The organism is Cohaesibacter marisflavi (assembly GCF_963665895.2).
Taxonomy (GTDB): Bacteria; Pseudomonadota; Alphaproteobacteria; order Rhizobiales; family Cohaesibacteraceae; genus Cohaesibacter; species Cohaesibacter marisflavi.
Genome location: NZ_OY762534.1, coordinates 225,102 through 241,004, shown reverse-complemented (window position 1 = coordinate 241,004; position 15,903 = coordinate 225,102). Strand labels below are relative to the sequence as shown.

Annotated in this window: 12 protein-coding genes; 5 read left to right on the top strand and 7 right to left on the bottom strand. The window is 52.8% G+C overall.

Going from position 1 to position 15,903, the window contains the following annotated elements; translation table 11 throughout:
• Positions 1-88: 88 nt before the first annotated feature.
• The 4 genes from murI to recA form a co-directional block, all read right to left on the bottom strand.
• Positions 89-925, bottom strand: a complete 837-nt coding sequence (murI, locus tag ACKPCT_RS02050; protein WP_319568219.1) for a glutamate racemase — start codon at positions 923-925, stop codon at positions 89-91.
• Positions 926-973: 48 nt separating this feature from the next.
• Entirely contained in the window at positions 974-1,711 is a 738-nt protein-coding gene (locus ACKPCT_RS02045) for an RNA methyltransferase (RefSeq protein ID WP_319568218.1), read from the bottom strand.
• A gap of 707 nt (positions 1,712-2,418) precedes the next feature.
• The gene (gene alaS / locus ACKPCT_RS02040; RefSeq protein ID WP_090074398.1) at positions 2,419-5,073 is read right to left on the bottom strand and encodes an alanine--tRNA ligase; all 2,655 of its coding nucleotides are present in this window, start codon (positions 5,071-5,073) and stop codon (positions 2,419-2,421) included.
• 451 nt (positions 5,074-5,524) lie between these two features.
• On the bottom strand, positions 5,525-6,592 hold the full coding sequence (gene recA, locus ACKPCT_RS02035; protein ID WP_090074448.1) for a recombinase RecA: 1,068 nt from the start codon (positions 6,590-6,592) through the stop codon (positions 5,525-5,527).
• A gap of 420 nt (positions 6,593-7,012) precedes the next feature.
• Between recA and ACKPCT_RS02030 the strand changes: the two genes are divergently transcribed.
• Complete coding sequence (locus ACKPCT_RS02030; protein ID WP_090074396.1) at positions 7,013-7,633, top strand: peptidase M15; 621 nt, start codon at positions 7,013-7,015, stop codon at positions 7,631-7,633.
• Between the two features lie 127 nt (positions 7,634-7,760).
• Here the strand turns inward: ACKPCT_RS02030 and ACKPCT_RS02025 are convergent, their stop codons facing one another.
• The gene (locus ACKPCT_RS02025) at positions 7,761-9,632 is read right to left on the bottom strand and encodes a TRAP transporter large permease (protein WP_090074395.1); all 1,872 of its coding nucleotides are present in this window, start codon (positions 9,630-9,632) and stop codon (positions 7,761-7,763) included.
• 9 nt (positions 9,633-9,641) lie between these two features.
• Complete coding sequence (locus tag ACKPCT_RS02020) at positions 9,642-10,661, bottom strand: TRAP transporter substrate-binding protein (protein ID WP_090074393.1); 1,020 nt, start codon at positions 10,659-10,661, stop codon at positions 9,642-9,644.
• Between the two features lie 129 nt (positions 10,662-10,790).
• On the opposite strand from ACKPCT_RS02020, the gene ACKPCT_RS02015 reads away from it, so the two are divergent.
• On the top strand, positions 10,791-11,360 hold the full coding sequence (locus ACKPCT_RS02015; RefSeq protein WP_090074391.1) for a VOC family protein: 570 nt from the start codon (positions 10,791-10,793) through the stop codon (positions 11,358-11,360).
• A gap of 161 nt (positions 11,361-11,521) precedes the next feature.
• Here the strand turns inward: ACKPCT_RS02015 and pdxA are convergent, their stop codons facing one another.
• Positions 11,522-12,496 carry a 4-hydroxythreonine-4-phosphate dehydrogenase PdxA gene (gene pdxA, locus ACKPCT_RS02010; protein ID WP_319568217.1) on the bottom strand — a complete coding sequence of 325 codons (975 nt, stop codon included), beginning with the start codon at positions 12,494-12,496 and terminating at the stop codon, positions 11,522-11,524.
• 203 nt (positions 12,497-12,699) lie between these two features.
• Between pdxA and ACKPCT_RS02005 the strand changes: the two genes are divergently transcribed.
• Genes ACKPCT_RS02005 through ACKPCT_RS01995 form a run of 3 tightly spaced genes read left to right on the top strand, consistent with a single transcriptional unit; the run spans position 12,700 to position 15,766 of the window.
• Positions 12,700-14,067, top strand: coding sequence for a four-carbon acid sugar kinase family protein (locus tag ACKPCT_RS02005; protein ID WP_319568216.1), 1,368 nt, complete (start codon positions 12,700-12,702; stop codon positions 14,065-14,067).
• Positions 14,068-14,069: 2 nt separating this feature from the next.
• The gene (locus ACKPCT_RS02000) at positions 14,070-14,894 is read left to right on the top strand and encodes a DeoR/GlpR family DNA-binding transcription regulator (protein ID WP_319568215.1); all 825 of its coding nucleotides are present in this window, start codon (positions 14,070-14,072) and stop codon (positions 14,892-14,894) included.
• 14 nt (positions 14,895-14,908) lie between these two features.
• Positions 14,909-15,766 (top strand): class I fructose-bisphosphate aldolase, encoded by an 858-nt coding sequence (locus ACKPCT_RS01995; protein WP_090074387.1) that lies wholly within the window; start codon positions 14,909-14,911, stop codon positions 15,764-15,766.
• Positions 15,767-15,903: the final 137 nt, after the last annotated feature.

Below are 15,903 nucleotides of genomic sequence, written 5' to 3'. Positions count from 1 at the left end.
GCCCCGCAGAGATTGGATGGTGTTTAGAGCCTTTACCCTGGCAAGTCAAACTGAATCCGCCAGTTTCTGCCTACAAACCGCGTTTGCCTCACAGAATCATGCCTGCTTGTGCCTTTTTCTCAACAAGTGATGCCCAAGCGACGGTGAGCCTCTCCGTATCGCCTCTTGTTGCGGAAAAGCGTATGCGCCTTTCCTGCTGGGGCAAATCAGCCTGCCTGCCAGCAATACAGTCCTGCCATTCCTGCTCAAGCAGATGCATCACCCGGCGCGCAACGGCATGGGCCGGATCGATCCACAGCACCGGGCTCGGCGCAATGGCTTCCAACACAGGCAGCAAAAGCGGATAGTGCGTACAGCCCAGGACAATCACATCCACATCGCCATTTTGAGGCCCCTCGAAGACGCCCTGTATCTCGGCATAAACGGCCTCCTCATTCCTCTCTCCTTCCAGAAGATAGGATTCAGCCAACCGCGCCAGCCGATTGCAGGCGATAAGGTCTACCACGCATTCATCGGCATAATCGCGAATGAGATCACGCGTATAAGCGCGTCGGATGGTCCCCGGCGTCGCAATCACCGCAAAATGCCCTGAGCGGGTCGCATGCGCCGCCGGTTTGATAGCCGGAACGATCCCGACAATCGGAAAGGAAAAGCGCGCGCGCAACGCCTCCAGAGCCACTGTGGAAGCCGTATTGCAAGCGACCACCAACAAATCCGGGACATAGGTCTTGCAGGTGTCTTCAATAAGGTTGATCAGCCCATCGATAAGCGCGTCATCACTCAGATCCCCATAGGGAAAGCGCGCATCATCGGCCAGAAACAGATAGTTGGCGTAGGGAAGTGTCGCCATAAGAGCAGACAAAACCGAAAGCCCACCCAGACCGGAATCGAAAACAAGGATATTGGGATCTCTTTTCCTGACCATACTCACGCCCCATTTTCGTCAAAGACGAACCTTTACCCGCAGCCGTTTTTACGGCTTGGGCCGCTCATGCCTGCGCTGCAAGGCTGCAACAACGCCGCGCAAGGTACGCACTTCCTGTTCAGCCCAATCGCCTTTCTGCAAGATCGTGCGCAGATTCTGAACCATATGCTGGCGTTTTTCCGGCGGCCGGAAAAAACCCGCTTCGTCAAGAGCTTCCTCGAAATGATCGAACAGCCGGACCATGTCTTCCTTGCTGGCGCGTGGCACATCCGGCGTCTCAAACGGCAACGCCGCTTCACGATCGCTGCCAGACATGCGCCATTCATAGCAGATGATCAAAACAGCCTGCGCAATGTTGAGAGAGGAAAAATCAGGATCAACGGGCAACGTCAGAATTTCGTTCGCAAGGGCCACTTCATCATTATTCAGCCCCCAACGTTCGCGTCCGAACATGATCCCTACCTTACCGCCAGTATTCACCGTGGTGCGCAAAATCTGCGCAGCTTCCACCGGATGACGCACCGTCTTGAGCATATCGCGCTGGCGAGCAGTTGTTGCGTAAACAAAGTCCAGGTCAGCAACAGCCTCTTCTACGGTTTCAAACTTCAACGTTTTGCCGATAACATGGTCCGCACGGCTTGCTGCATTACGCGCCTTTTCGCTGGGCCATCCATCACGCGGTCTCACCAGTCTCAAATCCGTAACACCGAAATTGGCCATGGCACGTGCTGCCATGCCGATATTTTCTCCCAACTGTGGCTCGACCAGAATGATGACCGGATCCATTTCTTCTTCTTTCCATTGTCCGAAAAACACTCTGTCCGGAATTAACTGACCAGGCGAGCGTTACTACTCTGCATTTGAAAACAGGGCGAGTAGTGGCGCAAAGCCATGCCGATTGCAAGCCCTGCGTCCTGTTTCATCACTCAAACCACACTGGAAGATAGAAAGACGAAAACGTTTTCCTTACCCTCCAATACATTAGCTATGATTAGAAACGCTTCAGATGAAAATGTTTCATGTAGAATAAGTGATAAATTGCGCACCAATTATCCAAGAGAAAAAATAGGAGAGAGAAAAGGTGTGGCCACCTAATCAATCAAGGTGGTGGGCAAGCGGGTGATTAGGTAGCCACTGGTCTGAAAGACCAAAATATTTGTAACCAAAAAGTAATCCGAGGTAAATAGCCAATAGATTACCTTTACTGAACTATTCACTTAATATTTGAAAGAAAATAAATATCTAAATAAAGTGTGAATTAAAAGCATCAACCCGATCAGAAACAAATAGACAAGAAATTAAGTGATAAACATATTACGAACATGTCTAAAAGCAGCAACCACACGATTTGAAGTCAAGAGCTATAAAAATGCCACGCGCTTTTTCAAGCCCGTGGCATCCAATTCTATATAAGCATTACTGCTCATTTATCCCATTTTAACTTGTCAGTTGGAACAGCGCTTCTGTAGAGAAGCTATGCTCCAAAAGCAAATTTAGGAAAGCAGAGCTTCGATGGCAGCAATGGCGTCATTGGCCTTGTCAGCATCCTTGCCGCCAGCCTGAGCCATATCCGGACGTCCACCGCCACCGCGGCCGCCGAGTGCTTCAGCGGCAACCTTGACCATGTCCACAGCATTGAAGCGATCTGTCAGGTCGTCAGTCACACCAACAACAACCCCGACCTTGCCGTCTTCCGAAACGGCAATCATCACGACGACACCAGAGCCAATGCTTTCCTTGCCCTGATCAACCATGCCTTTAAGGTCTTTGGGCGAAATGCCTTCAGCAACACGTGCGAGGAACTTGACGCCATTGACTTCTTTGACAGCATCACCACCGGAACCGCTGCCGCCCATAGCCAGCTTGCGGCGTACATCGGCAAGCTCTTTTTCGAGCTTGCGGCGATCCGCCACCAGCGCTTCCAGACGCTCGACAAGATCATTTGGTGCCACTTTCAATAAGCCAGCGGCCTCGCGCACGCGCTCATCCTGCTGCTGCAAATAGGTACGCGCTTCCTTACCGGTCAAGGCTTCAATACGGCGCACACCGGCTGCGACTGCGCTTTCGGAAACGATGGTCATCAGACCAACATCACCGGTGCGGTTCACATGGGTACCGCCACAAAGCTCAACCGAATAGGTCTTGCCGGCCTTGTCGCCACGCAGGGCTTCGCCCATGGAAACGACGCGAACCTCATCGCCATATTTCTCACCAAACAGCGCCATGGCGCCCGCTTCAATGGCATCATCAACAGCCATAATGCGGGTTTCGACGGGTCCATTCTGCAAGACGATCTCGTTGACCATCTCTTCAACCTGGCTCACTTCTTCATCCGTCACCGGTTTTTGGTGCGAAAAGTCAAAGCGCAGACGCTCCGGCGTTACGAATGAGCCTTTCTGTGCCACATGATCGCCAAGGGTTTCCCGCAGGGCTTCATGCAAAAGGTGGGTCGCGGAATGGTTCGCCCGGATGGCAGAGCGACGCTCGTGATCCACAACCAGCTCCAGCGCGTCGCCGATTTTCACCGATCCTTCGATCAATTTGCCCATATGAACAAACATGCCGTGGTTCTTCTTGACGGTATCGGACACTTCGAAGCGAATGCCATCCGCAATCATAACGCCCGTATCACCAATCTGACCACCAGATTCGCCATAGAATGGTGTCTGGTTGAGAATGATGCTGGCTTCGTCTCCGGCTTTCAGGTTGTCCACTTCTGCGCCATCCTTGACCAAAGCGACAATAGCCCCTTCCGTGCGTTCACGATCATAGCCCAGGAAGTCAGTTGCCCCGACTTTCTCGCTCACGTCGAACCAGATTGCATCGGTTGCCGCTTCGCCGGAGCCGGCCCAGTTGGCACGGGCTTCAGCCTTCTGGCGTGCCATGGCCGTATCAAATCCGTCGACATCGACCTCGATGCTACGCGCGCGCAAGGCATCCTGCGTCAGATCGAGCGGGAAGCCATAAGTATCGTAAAGCTTGAAGGCTGTTTCCCCATCAAGACTATCCCCTTTGTCCATGCCGTCCGTTGCATCATCGAGCAACTGCAGACCACGGCTCAAGGTCTTGCCAAAGCGGGATTCTTCAAGCTTCAAGGTTTCGGTGATCAGGGCTTCTGCACGCACGAGCTCAGGGAAAGCCTGCCCCATTTCGCGCACAAGCGTCGGAACCATCTTGTAGATGATAGGATCCTGCGAACCGAGCAACCGCGCGTGGCGCATGGCGCGACGCATGATGCGTCGCAGAACATAGCCGCGGCCATCAGAAGAAGGCAGCACGCCATCGGCAATCAGGAAGCTGGTAGAGCGCAAATGGTCAGCAATCACACGGTGGCTGGCCTTGGCGTCACCAACTTCGTCAACACCGGTCAGATCAACACTATTCTGGATCAGCGCGCGGAACAAATCCGTTTCATAGTTGTCATGGGTCCCCTGCAGCACCGCAGCAATACGCTCAAGCCCCATGCCTGTATCAATGGAAGGCCGAGGCAGGTCCACACGCTCATCCTTGGTGAGCTGCTCATACTGCATGAAGACGAGGTTCCAGATTTCGATAAACCGGTCACCATCTTCTTCCGGGCTACCCGGAGGGCCACCCCAAATGTGATCACCATGATCATAGAAAATTTCAGAGCACGGACCGCACGGGCCGGTTTCCCCCATAGACCAGAAGTTATCGCTGGTCGGAATGCGAATGATCTTGTTGTCAGAAAGCCCTGCAATCTTTTTCCAGAGATCAAAAGCTTCGTCATCTTCGTGATAGACGGTCACCAACAGCTTGTCCGCAGGAAGGTCGAATTCCTTGGTGATCAGGTTCCAAGCAAGCTCGATGGCATTTTCCTTGAAATAGTCACCGAAAGAAAAGTTACCGAGCATTTCAAAGAAAGTGTGATGACGCGCCGTATAGCCGACATTATCCAGATCGTTATGCTTGCCGCCCGCGCGCACGCATTTCTGCGACGTTACCGCGCGGCTATAGTCACGCTGCTCAAGGCCCGTAAACACATTCTTGAACTGCACCATGCCTGCGTTGGTAAACATCAACGTCGGGTCGTTGCGCGGAACCAGAGGCCCGGAATCCACGATGGAGTGACCATGCTCGTTGAAGTAGTTCAAGAAAGTTGATCGAATTTCATTTACACCGCTCATGACACACCAATTTCTCCTGCCCCGGATGAGGCTCAGAACCTTTCGCTCATTTCACACTCTGCCATCCGATCAACAGATGCAGCAATATCTTAGCCCGCAATCAAGACCTTCAAAAATGAAGTGGCCGAGCAAACTTCTTTCAAATAACAGAAGGGCTCGAAGGCCTGACAGGGATGAATGCCAAGATTGAAGGAAGATAATTGTCTTCTTGGCAATTTTCTAACTTTGTCTCTTGGCGGTTTTAACGAGCAACAAAGCGCATGTCTATCATTTTGCGCGGAAACCCCAGAGCTATCATCAGCTTCTGTCGAAAATTACCGGCTTTTTCGTTGCTTATTCCAGCCCACAATACAAAAGGGCCACCCAAGGCGGCCCTCTCAACAATCGGAACGAATGAAATCTCAAAGAGCCATCAAGAAGAAAGCTAACCTTCGATTGGCATCTCACACGGTTATTCGTCGTCACCTTCATCAGCGGTAGCAAGATCAATCAGATCAGAATTAAGACCTGCACTTTGGCGAATACCCACTTCGATCTCATCGGCAATCTGAGGATTTTCCTTAAGGAAATTCTTCGAATTTTCGCGCCCTTGCCCCAAACGCTGGCTATCGTAGGAGAACCAAGCCCCGGACTTCTCGACAATCCCGGCCTTTACGCCAAGATCAAGAAGCTCGCCAAGTTTGGAGATGCCTTCCCCGTAAGTGATATCGAACTCGACCTGCTTAAACGGAGCCGCTACCTTGTTCTTGACCACTTTCACGCGCGTCTGGTTGCCCACGACCTCGTCGCGATCCTTGATGGAGCCGATCCGGCGAATATCCAAACGGACCGATGCGTAGAATTTCAGAGCATTACCACCGGTCGTCGTTTCCGGACTACCAAACATCACACCGATCTTCATACGGATCTGGTTGATGAAGATAACCATGCAGTTAGTACGAGAGATGGACCCTGCCAACTTGCGCATGGCCTGACTCATCAAACGCGCCTGAAGACCGGGAAGCGAATCCCCCATCTCGCCTTCCAGCTCGGCTCGCGGCGTCAGGGCAGCGACTGAGTCGACCACCAGAACATCCACGGCACCGGAACGCACCAACGTATCGGCAATTTCAAGTGCCTGCTCACCAGCGTCAGGCTGAGAAATCAGCAGGTTATCAATATCGACGCCAAGTTTGCGCGCATAAATCGGGTCCAGCGCATGTTCAGCATCCACAAATGCGCAGATTCCGCCACGCTTCTGCGATTCTGCAACCACATGCAGTGCCAGTGTCGTTTTACCAGACGATTCCGGACCATATACCTCGACGATGCGCCCCTTGGGCAGACCACCGATACCCAAAGCGATATCAAGCCCGAGAGAACCAGTCGGAATGGACTCAATTTCGACCACTTCTCTCTGGCCCAGCTTCATCACGGAGCCTTTGCCGAATGCGCGGTCAATCTGCGATAGGGCGGCTTCCAATGCCTTTGTCTTGTCCATGCTGCTTCCTTCGACCAACCGGAGACTATTTTGTGCCATTTTGAGTTCCATTCTTCATAGCGAACACGCTTGTGCAACCAAGATTAATGTACACACTTTGTTCTCATTTACAAGAAGCATGACAAGACTATGAGAAAAAAGAGATATTCAATTTTTGTTCCACCCTTGTTCCCAAGGGAAAACTTCTTCCTTTTCAGCACCTTCCCCAATGAAACAACATGTGGAGAATTCCGGGCATGATTCGTCCTCTGCACAGAATCCAGCGCCGTTCCCCATATCTCCAGCGAACAGAAACTCATTTACGGTCAAGTACGCAGCCTCTCTCACTCCCCGACGCCCAATCTGGCTTACTCAGGATCGCTCGCAAGTCCATGACCAACCTTGATGTCCACACACCCGCACCGATAGGTTGTATAAAGGAGTTAGATAAAGTCATCATTTTTGGATTGATACACGAGTATGAAAAAGCCAGGTTCTGTCAAATCACTTGAAGATCTCGGGCGCGTGCGCCTTTCAAAATCCTTTTTCATGAGGGATATGCTCTATTCTGAAATCGCCAACTTCAATGGCATTCCGAACATTCCAGACGATCCCGATTTGGCGATTTATGCTGCCTCAAAGCTATGCGAGACATTGCTGGAGCCACTGCAAAAGCAATTTGGTCGTATTAGCATTCGATCAGCCTATCGCGCACCGGCGGTAAACCAGTTTGGAAATGAAAATAATCTAGGATGCGCGCGCAATGAAGCAAACTACGCAAAACATATATTTGATCGGCGCGACGCTGATGGCTACTGCGGCGCTACGGCTACAATCGTTGTAAACAGTTTCATCGGGTACTATGAGCAGTCTCACCACTGGCAGGCCATGGCATGGTGGATCCATGACCATCTTCCCCCTACCGATCTTTACTTCTTTCCCAAACTCGCCGCCTTCAACATCACCTGGCATGAAAAACCCGGGCGTACTATCCAAAGCTACACCAAGCCCAAAGGCACCCTAACGAAACCGGGCATGGACAATTTTGAAGGCTCACACGCTAACGAATATAAAGCCTTTTTGGCGACATTGTGCAGCTAACTTTGCACATTAGCAGGCCTATAATGACGCGCTCATGCCAACGGTAGCGTCAAGGAGAGTCCCCAATAAGAATGCCCGCGCCTCATCGAAAAGGCGCGGGCATTCGGCTTTGGAAGAAAAGCCTTTATCAGAAGTAAGGTTCAGTAACCCAAGGCACACAGGCCACGATGATCACCGATACGAGGATCGCGAACATGTAAGGCCAAATCGCCTTCATGGCCTTGTCGGGCTCGATACCACCAATCGCGCAGGCCTGATAGAAGCCGATACCGAGAGGCGGAACGAACAGGCCAAGGCTCATGGACAGAACCATCATGATGGCATAATGCACACCACCAATGCCAAGCTCCAAAGCAATCGGGAACAGCAGAGGCGCAAACACCACAACCGCCGGAATGCCTTCAAGCACACTGCCAAGGATCGCGAAGACCACGATGGACAAAGCCATGAAGCCGAAGGCACCACCAGGCATCTGTTCCATCGCTGCCGCCAGCTGATGGGAGAAACCGGACTGGGTCAAAGCCCACGCCATGGCCGTTGCCGTGCCCAGAATGATCATGATCGCACCGGAAAGCGCCAGCGAATTGCACAGCATCTTCCACATGCGTTTGACCGGAAACTTGCGATAAAGCAGGATCGAGACCAGCAGAGTATAGACAATACCAACAGTCGCCACTTCGGTTGCCGTTGCAATACCGGCCACAACCGCGACACGGATAACAGCAAGCAGCAGGAAAGCTGGCAGAGCATTGAGAATTGCAAACAGGATCTGCTTGCGGCTGGCCCGCTTGGCGTCGCTGACATCTTCATCGCGTGAACGGAAGTAAGCAACGATGAGCAGGCCGATAGCACCCAGAGCTGCCGGAATGAGACCACCCGTAAACAGCGCCGCAATGGAAACACCAGTCACAGAGCCCACGGTAATCAGCACGATGGATGGCGGAATGGTTTCGCCCATGGCAGCTGACGATGACAAAAGACCGATCAACTCGCCCGGCTCCTTGCCGCGCTTCTGCATTTCAGGCAGCAACACCGGAGCGATAGCGGCCATATCCGCAGCCTTCGAGCCGGAAATACCGGAAACCAGATACATGGCACCAACCAGCACATAGGACAGTCCACCCTTGAAGTGGGCAACCAGAGACGCCAGCACATTGACCAGAGCAGCCGCCAGACCCGTCACTTCGATGAGCAATCCAAGCAACACGAACAGCGGAATGGAGAGCAATACGAAGCCCGACATGCCTTCGTCCATGCGGCTGATCACAATCACCATCGGCATATAGGTCATGAATTTGAGATAGACGACCGTGGCCAGACCAAAGGCAACAGCTATGGGTGCCCCGCCAAAGACCAATGCTGCCAGACCAACACCAAAGAAGATGATCAGGTTGAAGTTTTCCATATTCTCAAGCTGAGGCAGGAAGACATTCAGTAGAATTCCGCAAACCGCGATCACTGCAACCCCGAACAGGAAGTCGGACACCTTGGCCTTCTGGATCAGCTGCAGAACCGCTACGATCATCATCAGCGTAAGACCGACAAACATGGCCCCCGAGCGCACCGTATCGGGCAACTGCAAGGCAGGAGTCGTGATCATCATCTGACCGATGGAATGTTCAAGGGCAGGATGGATGAGCAACCCGAGAAACAGAATGACACACATAGATGCCAAAGTGTTGATACGGGATTGCCAGCGTTTTGGCGCCAATCCGACGACCACAGTCAGATGCATGTGGCCACCCTTGTGTTGAGCCACGACGGCCCCGAACATGCTCAGCCACAAAAACAGGATGGTAGCCAATTCATCCGACCAGACCAGTGGAGAATGCAGGGCGTAGCGAAACGCTACGCCTGCAAATAGAACCACGACCTCCAACCCCAGAAAGATGGCTCCAGGGATTTCGACAACGAGCGCAATCCATTGTTCAAGTTTTGCGCAAAAGTCACGAAAAGAGGACAGCCCATCTTCCGAATTCGTTTCAACGATAGTCGACATAATTATTCCTTAGCCGAGCTTGCCAGAGTATTTTTCAAGAAGGCTCCAAGCCTTGTCACCAAACTTCTCTTGCCACTTGGAATAGAAGTCAGTCTTGTTCAGAGCTTCAACGAATGGTTTCGGATCAGGGCGCGTAATGGTCATGCCCTTGGCTTCCAGATCAGCCTGAACAGAAGCGTTCAGCTTGGAAATGTCATCACGCTGCTTGAGACCACAATCATTCAGAATGCCTTCGGCAATAGTCTGGATATCTTCCGGCAGGCGCTTCCAAGTCAGACCGCTGGCAACGAACAGATAGCCGTCCCAGATGTGGTTGGTCAGCATGGCATATTTCTGAACTTCATAAAGCTTGGCGGTCTGAATGATCGGCAGCGGGTTTTCCTGAGCGTCCATCACGTGCGTCTGCAAAGAGGTGTAAACCTCGGAGAACTGCATACTGGTCGGAGCTGCCCCCAGCGCTTCAAACAGGCTGATGGAAAGCTGACTGACCGGAACACGGATTTTGATGCCATGCAGATCTTCCGGAGATTCCACAGCGGCTTCTGACGTGGTCAACTGGCGGAAGCCATTGTCCCAGACAGTGCGCATCATATGCAGGCCGGCTTTTTCGATTTCCTCACCGACATAACCACCAAGGTCGCCATCCATGGCCGCCCATACATGATCATAGTCAGGGAAGGCAAAGCCCACAGCGTTGATCGGAGCAACAGGAACGAGCGTTGCGATCACCAGAGCGGACGGCGTGAAAAAGTCAATCGCGCCAAAGCGGACCTGATTGAGCATGTCGGTGTCACCACCGAGCTGGTTACTCGGGAAGATCTTGATATCAAGATCGCCGTTGGTTTCCTCTTTAATGCGCTTGGATGCTTCAGCAGCGCGCACATTCAACGGATGGGACAGAGGAAGGTTGTTACCATATTTATATACGAATTTGGATTTTGCCTCTGCACGGATGTGCGGCATAGCCAACGTGGCCGGAACGGCCAGGGCTGCGGACTTCAACAGATTTCGTCTGCTAATGTTTGCCATGATTTCTTCTCCCTAATAAAGGCATCAAAAAAGGGTTCAGTTCGCAACTGCGTGACGCCTCTAGATTTGTAACATAATATCTGTTACGTTCCTTGTCCATAGATGTTTTATTCTCTCGGGAGTTAAAAAATGAGTAGGTTCTTCGGTGAGGTACGCCAGATCGGCTATGTCGTCAAAAATATTGAAGAAGCAATGGAGTTCTGGTCCAAGACACTTGGCATAGGCCCTTGGTTTTACGCAGAAAAAATCGCTGATAAGGACTTCTACTATAAAGGAGAATTGTCCCCGATCGAGCGCTCTGTCGCCCTCGCAAATTCTGGGTATATTCAAATGGAGCTTGTGCAACAATTGAATGATGCCCCCTCTATGTATCTTGATTTTCTCAATGCTGGCCGCACAGGCGCCCAGCATTTTGCCTATTGGACCCGCAACTACACAGAAGATCTGGCACGCCTGACAGCACAAGGTTTGACTGTTGGAATGAACGGCGCCGTGGGAGATGACGGGCGCTATTGCTACTTCGAAACGGAATTCCATCCGGGCACTGTGATCGAATTATCAGAGGTAAACGGGCCAAAAGGCACGCTTTTCAAGACAATTCGTGACGCCAGCATCAATTGGGATGGAACCGACCCCATCCGCCCCTTCCCCGATCTTTCCACCCTTCCGGTGACCGATCCTGAAGATTTTCCAATCTGAAACTTCGGCATAGTATGGGCCTAAAAGCCCTTCACCAGCCGCAATAAGAAAGCCCGCTCAAACGACGTTTGAGCGGGCTTTTCCTTGTCAAAATTACTTAAAATCACACATAAGGCGTGACAAATATCAAAATCACTTGCCGCGTAACATGCGACCACAGATCACTTCACAGGCTTCATCTTGCGCGCCATGGCAATGGCGGCCTTCATATTATCCGGACGAGCAAGGCCACCCTTCCAGGCGATGTCGAAAGCAGTGCCGTGATCCACTGAAGTGCGCAAAATCGGCAGTCCTGCCGTGATATTCACACAGTCATGCCCACCAATCAGCTTGGCAGGAATGTGCCCCTGATCGTGATACTGGGCAACAACGATATCAAACTTCCCGTCAATCGCCTGTTCAAAGACCAGATCCCCCGGAATCGGATCAGACACATTCATCCCCTCAGCTCTTGCCAGCTTGATAGCAGGAATAACCTGCGTGTCGTCTTCGGTGCCGTAATGGCCGTTTTCTCCGCAATGCGGATTGATTCCGGCCACTCCGATCCGCGGCTCAGCAATCCCGGTGGTCAGCACGTGCTGATTCGCAATACGGATGGTTTCAAGCACAGACTCTGTCGTGCACAGAGTTACAGCATCAGCCAGAGACACATGGGTCGAGACGTGGATGACGGAAAGTTTTGGCCCGGCCAGCACCGCGAAATTCTTCTTTACACCAGTGAAAAGCTTAAGCAATCCAGCGTGACCGCTCAGATTATAACCAGCTTCTCGCAACGCCGTTTTATGCAAGGACGCGGTGCAGACCACGTCGATTTCCTCGGCCAGAGCCATATCCACCGCCTTTTTCACACAGCGGCAAGCAGCCTCCCCGGCATCGGGCTGAATCTCGCCAGACTGAATGGATTCAGCATTGGGCGCATCCACCTGAACCAGCGGCACATCCCCCTCAGGCACATCGCCTTCCGACACGAACTGAAAATCCGCGCCAATCATGTCGCGCGCGCGTTCCATAAACAAGCGATCACCAATGACAATCACCCCGGCACGTTCCTCTGCCGTCATATCCTGCAAGGCCTTGCAGACGACCTCGGGCCCGATCCCCGCAGGATCCCCCATAGTCAGGCCAATCTTGTTCATATTCTCAACTCCAAAAAGTAGTCAGTCAGTCACCAATGGTACGCCCAAACCCAATTTATGCACACCTCTTGATGAGATACATCACATAATATCTGTTATATTTTACGCGAAGCCTGTTGTCTATCGAGATTTTTGTGATACAAATCAGTTATCCAAGGCGACAAAACGCCGATAAATTGAAGTCCAAGAGGCATATTCAGATCATGACAGATACAGGCAAAAAGCAAAATCTGCTTCTTTCCTTCTATGGAGACGACTTTACCGGTTCCACAGATGCACTGGAATCCGTCACCATGGCCGGCATCCCCGCCATGCTCTTTCTGGAACCGCCTTCTCATGACGATCTGAAAGCCTATCCGCATATCCGCGCCGTTGGCGTCGCCGGTACCAGCCGCAGCCAGTCTCCCGCATGGATGGAAACCCATCTTGCAGAGAGCTTTGCCAAATTGAAGGTGCTTGGCGCACCAATCTGTCACTACAAGACCTGCTCTACCTTTGATTCAGCGCCAACCATCGGCAATATCGGTAAGGCTATCGAGCTTGGCCACGATATTTTTGACGCGACGGTGCCGGTCATTGTCGGCGTCACGCGCCTCAAGCGCTATGTCGTCTTTTCCAATCTGTTTGCCGCAGCCAGCGTAGCGGGAGACAGCGAAGCCTTTCGCATCGACCGTCATCCAACCATGAGCAAGCATCCCTCGACCCCAATGAACGAGTCGGATTTGCGCGCCCATCTGACCCTTCAGACGAACCGCAAGATCGAGGGCATCGATTTCCGGCGCATGCTAGCAGAGGATGCTTCCGAGGCCTTCGCAAAGCTGTGCGACGAGAATGACGCTGTCATTCTGGACACCTTCGATGATGCGACAACCTACAAGACCGGACAGTTGCTGCATGAACGCAGCCAGATCAAGCCAACCTTTGTGGTCGGTTCATCGGGCGTTGAATATGCATTGGCTGATTATCTGACCAAAGAAGGCACCCTGCCGCTGGTAGAGCCCCCGCTACCACGCGGCGCGGTCGATCGCACCATCGCCATTTGCGGCAGCTGTTCCCCCACCACCGACAAACAGATCGCTTGGGCCGAAGCCAACGGCTTCCTCGTCAAAGCCATCGATACGGTCGCTTTGGTGGAAAAGGGCGAAGAAGAAGAAAAGCGTCTGGCCGAAGAGCTGGTTCAGCTCAGTTCTGAACACAAGGGCATCGTGCTGCATACGGCGCGCGGCCCGAATGACCCACAGATTACAGCCACACGCGCCGCTCTTGAGCGCAAGGGCCTCACGGCTGCGGACAGTTCCCCTGTCATGGGGTCAAGCACGGGCCGCATTCTCAAACACGCCATCAAGGCGACCGGCCTGACACGAACGATTCTCGCTGGCGGCGACAGCTCCAGCCACGCCGTTTCGGCCATGGGCATCAAGAATCTCGAGGTTGCGGGTCCACTTGTCCCCGGCGCACCGCTGTGTCGTGTGCATTCCGTCGATAGTGCTATCGACGGGACCGAGATTTCACTTAAAGGTGGCCAGGTGGGAGAAGATAACTTCTTCGGACGTGTGATGAGTGGGAAATAACCATGGCCAAATCAAAAGCAAAAACCAGCTTGGAAGAAGAGCATTCCGACGCAGATTTAAAACAGCCCATGAAGGCTGAAGAACGGCGCCAGCAGATCCTGTCGATGGTGCAGAGCCAGAAGACCGTGCAACTGGACCATCTGGCAAAGGAACTGGGCGTTAGCCGCATGACGGTGCATCGGGATCTGGATCTGCTCGAAAGCAGAGGCCTTTTGCGCAAGGAACGCGGCGGCGCAACGGCAGAAAGCTCGCTTTTGTTCGAAAGCAACTTTCATTTCCGCAGCCAGACCGACGAGAGCATCAAGAAGGAACTTGCCCAGGCTGCAGCTGAATTGGTGGAACCTGGCAGCGCCATCATGCTCGATGACAGCACCACGACCCTGATGATGTGCGATCATCTTGAACAGATCGAGAATATCACGGTCATCACCAATTCTCTGGCCGTCTGCGAGCGCCTCAGAGGCTCTTCCAATGTCCAGTTGATCGTCACCGGCGGCAACTATAGCGACACGCACAAAAGCTTCTCTGGCCTCATTTGCGAGCAGGCTCTCAGCCAATTGCGCTCGGACTGGGTCTTCATGTCGGCCTCTTCGGTCATCGACAATCGCCTGTTTCATCAGGATCAGGAGATTGTCCGCGTAAAACGGGCGCTGATGGCGGCCTCCGAACGAAAAGCCCTTTTATTGACGTCACGAAAATTCAAAACACGCGCTCTCACCCAATTTGCCGATCTCACCGAATTCGACAAGGTGTTTATCGATCGCCAACTGGATGAAGCAACGAAACAGAGACTTAATCACTCGAGGATTGATTTCGACCTCGTTTAGCAAGGACAAGAGCAATGCTTCAGAAACTGGGCCAAAAAGTGCGCCTCTCCCGCATCCTGAATCCGAAAACGCAACGTGGCTTCTGCATCGCCTTTGACCATTCGTTGCAACTGGGCACCTGCAAGGGTATGGAGCAACCAGAACAAATGCTCGACAATATGGCAGAAGCAGGCGTTGATGCCGTTATTCTGCCTCTGGGGTCGGCATTGCACTTTGGCCCGCGGCTGGTGGAAAATGGCGGACCGGACCTCATCCTGCGTCTGGACCAGACCACCATGTGGCGCGAGGGCACACCGCTGGCCTATAAGGATGGCTATACCCGCCTGATCGCTTCTGTCGATGATGCGGTTGCTCTGGGAGCTGAAGCCGTCATCACCTATCTGTTTGTTGGCCATAACGACCCGGATGTGGAAACGGCAGCCTTCCGCGCCAATTCCGATGTCAACACAGCCGCCCGTGAACGCGGCATCGTGCATATCATCGAAACCATGGGCGCCCGTCATGCTCTGGCTGAAGACATCAATGACGGAGATTTTGTCGGCTTCCATGCACGCATCGGCGTCGAAATGGGGGCAGACATCATCAAGACCGACTGGCCGGGCAGCGCAGAAGCCCTCAAGCAAATCACTGCGCAGCTTCCGGTTCCGATCATGCTGGCAGGCGGGCCGAAAACCAACAGCGACTATGGCACACTGAGCCTCGTCTCCGACATCGTCAATGCAGGCGCAGCCGGTATTCTGTTCGGCCGTTCCATTTTCCAGTCCGACGATCCGCTTGCGCTGATGAAAGCCTGCCGCGCCGTCATCCACGACAATGTTTCTGTAGAAGAAGCGGCTGAACTTGCCAAACTGCGTCTCCCGATTGCCTCATGATCGGTTGACTTAGCAGACACATCAGGGCAGCGTCCCACCCCACTTACTTTGGATGTCCTGATCGGCATGAAGCCCGCAAGCCGCAGCTTGCGGGCTTTCTTATGCACACGAGCCAAAGCTGCGGAGAGCCCTCTAGA

Coding starts and splice junctions, on each gene's coding strand:
- murI (WP_319568219.1), bottom strand. CDS start 925: ATGGTCAGGAAAAGAGATCCCAATATCCTTGTTTTCGATTCCGGTCTG.
- ACKPCT_RS02045 (WP_319568218.1), bottom strand. CDS start 1,711: ATGGATCCGGTCATCATTCTGGTCGAGCCACAGTTGGGAGAAAATATC.
- alaS (WP_090074398.1), bottom strand. CDS start 5,073: ATGAGCGGTGTAAATGAAATTCGATCAACTTTCTTGAACTACTTCAAC.
- recA (WP_090074448.1), bottom strand. CDS start 6,592: ATGGCACAAAATAGTCTCCGGTTGGTCGAAGGAAGCAGCATGGACAAG.
- ACKPCT_RS02030 (WP_090074396.1), top strand. CDS start 7,013: ATGAAAAAGCCAGGTTCTGTCAAATCACTTGAAGATCTCGGGCGCGTG.
- ACKPCT_RS02025 (WP_090074395.1), bottom strand. CDS start 9,632: ATGTCGACTATCGTTGAAACGAATTCGGAAGATGGGCTGTCCTCTTTT.
- ACKPCT_RS02020 (WP_090074393.1), bottom strand. CDS start 10,661: ATGGCAAACATTAGCAGACGAAATCTGTTGAAGTCCGCAGCCCTGGCC.
- ACKPCT_RS02015 (WP_090074391.1), top strand. CDS start 10,791: ATGAGTAGGTTCTTCGGTGAGGTACGCCAGATCGGCTATGTCGTCAAA.
- pdxA (WP_319568217.1), bottom strand. CDS start 12,496: ATGAACAAGATTGGCCTGACTATGGGGGATCCTGCGGGGATCGGGCCC.
- ACKPCT_RS02005 (WP_319568216.1), top strand. CDS start 12,700: ATGACAGATACAGGCAAAAAGCAAAATCTGCTTCTTTCCTTCTATGGA.
- ACKPCT_RS02000 (WP_319568215.1), top strand. CDS start 14,070: ATGGCCAAATCAAAAGCAAAAACCAGCTTGGAAGAAGAGCATTCCGAC.
- ACKPCT_RS01995 (WP_090074387.1), top strand. CDS start 14,909: ATGCTTCAGAAACTGGGCCAAAAAGTGCGCCTCTCCCGCATCCTGAAT.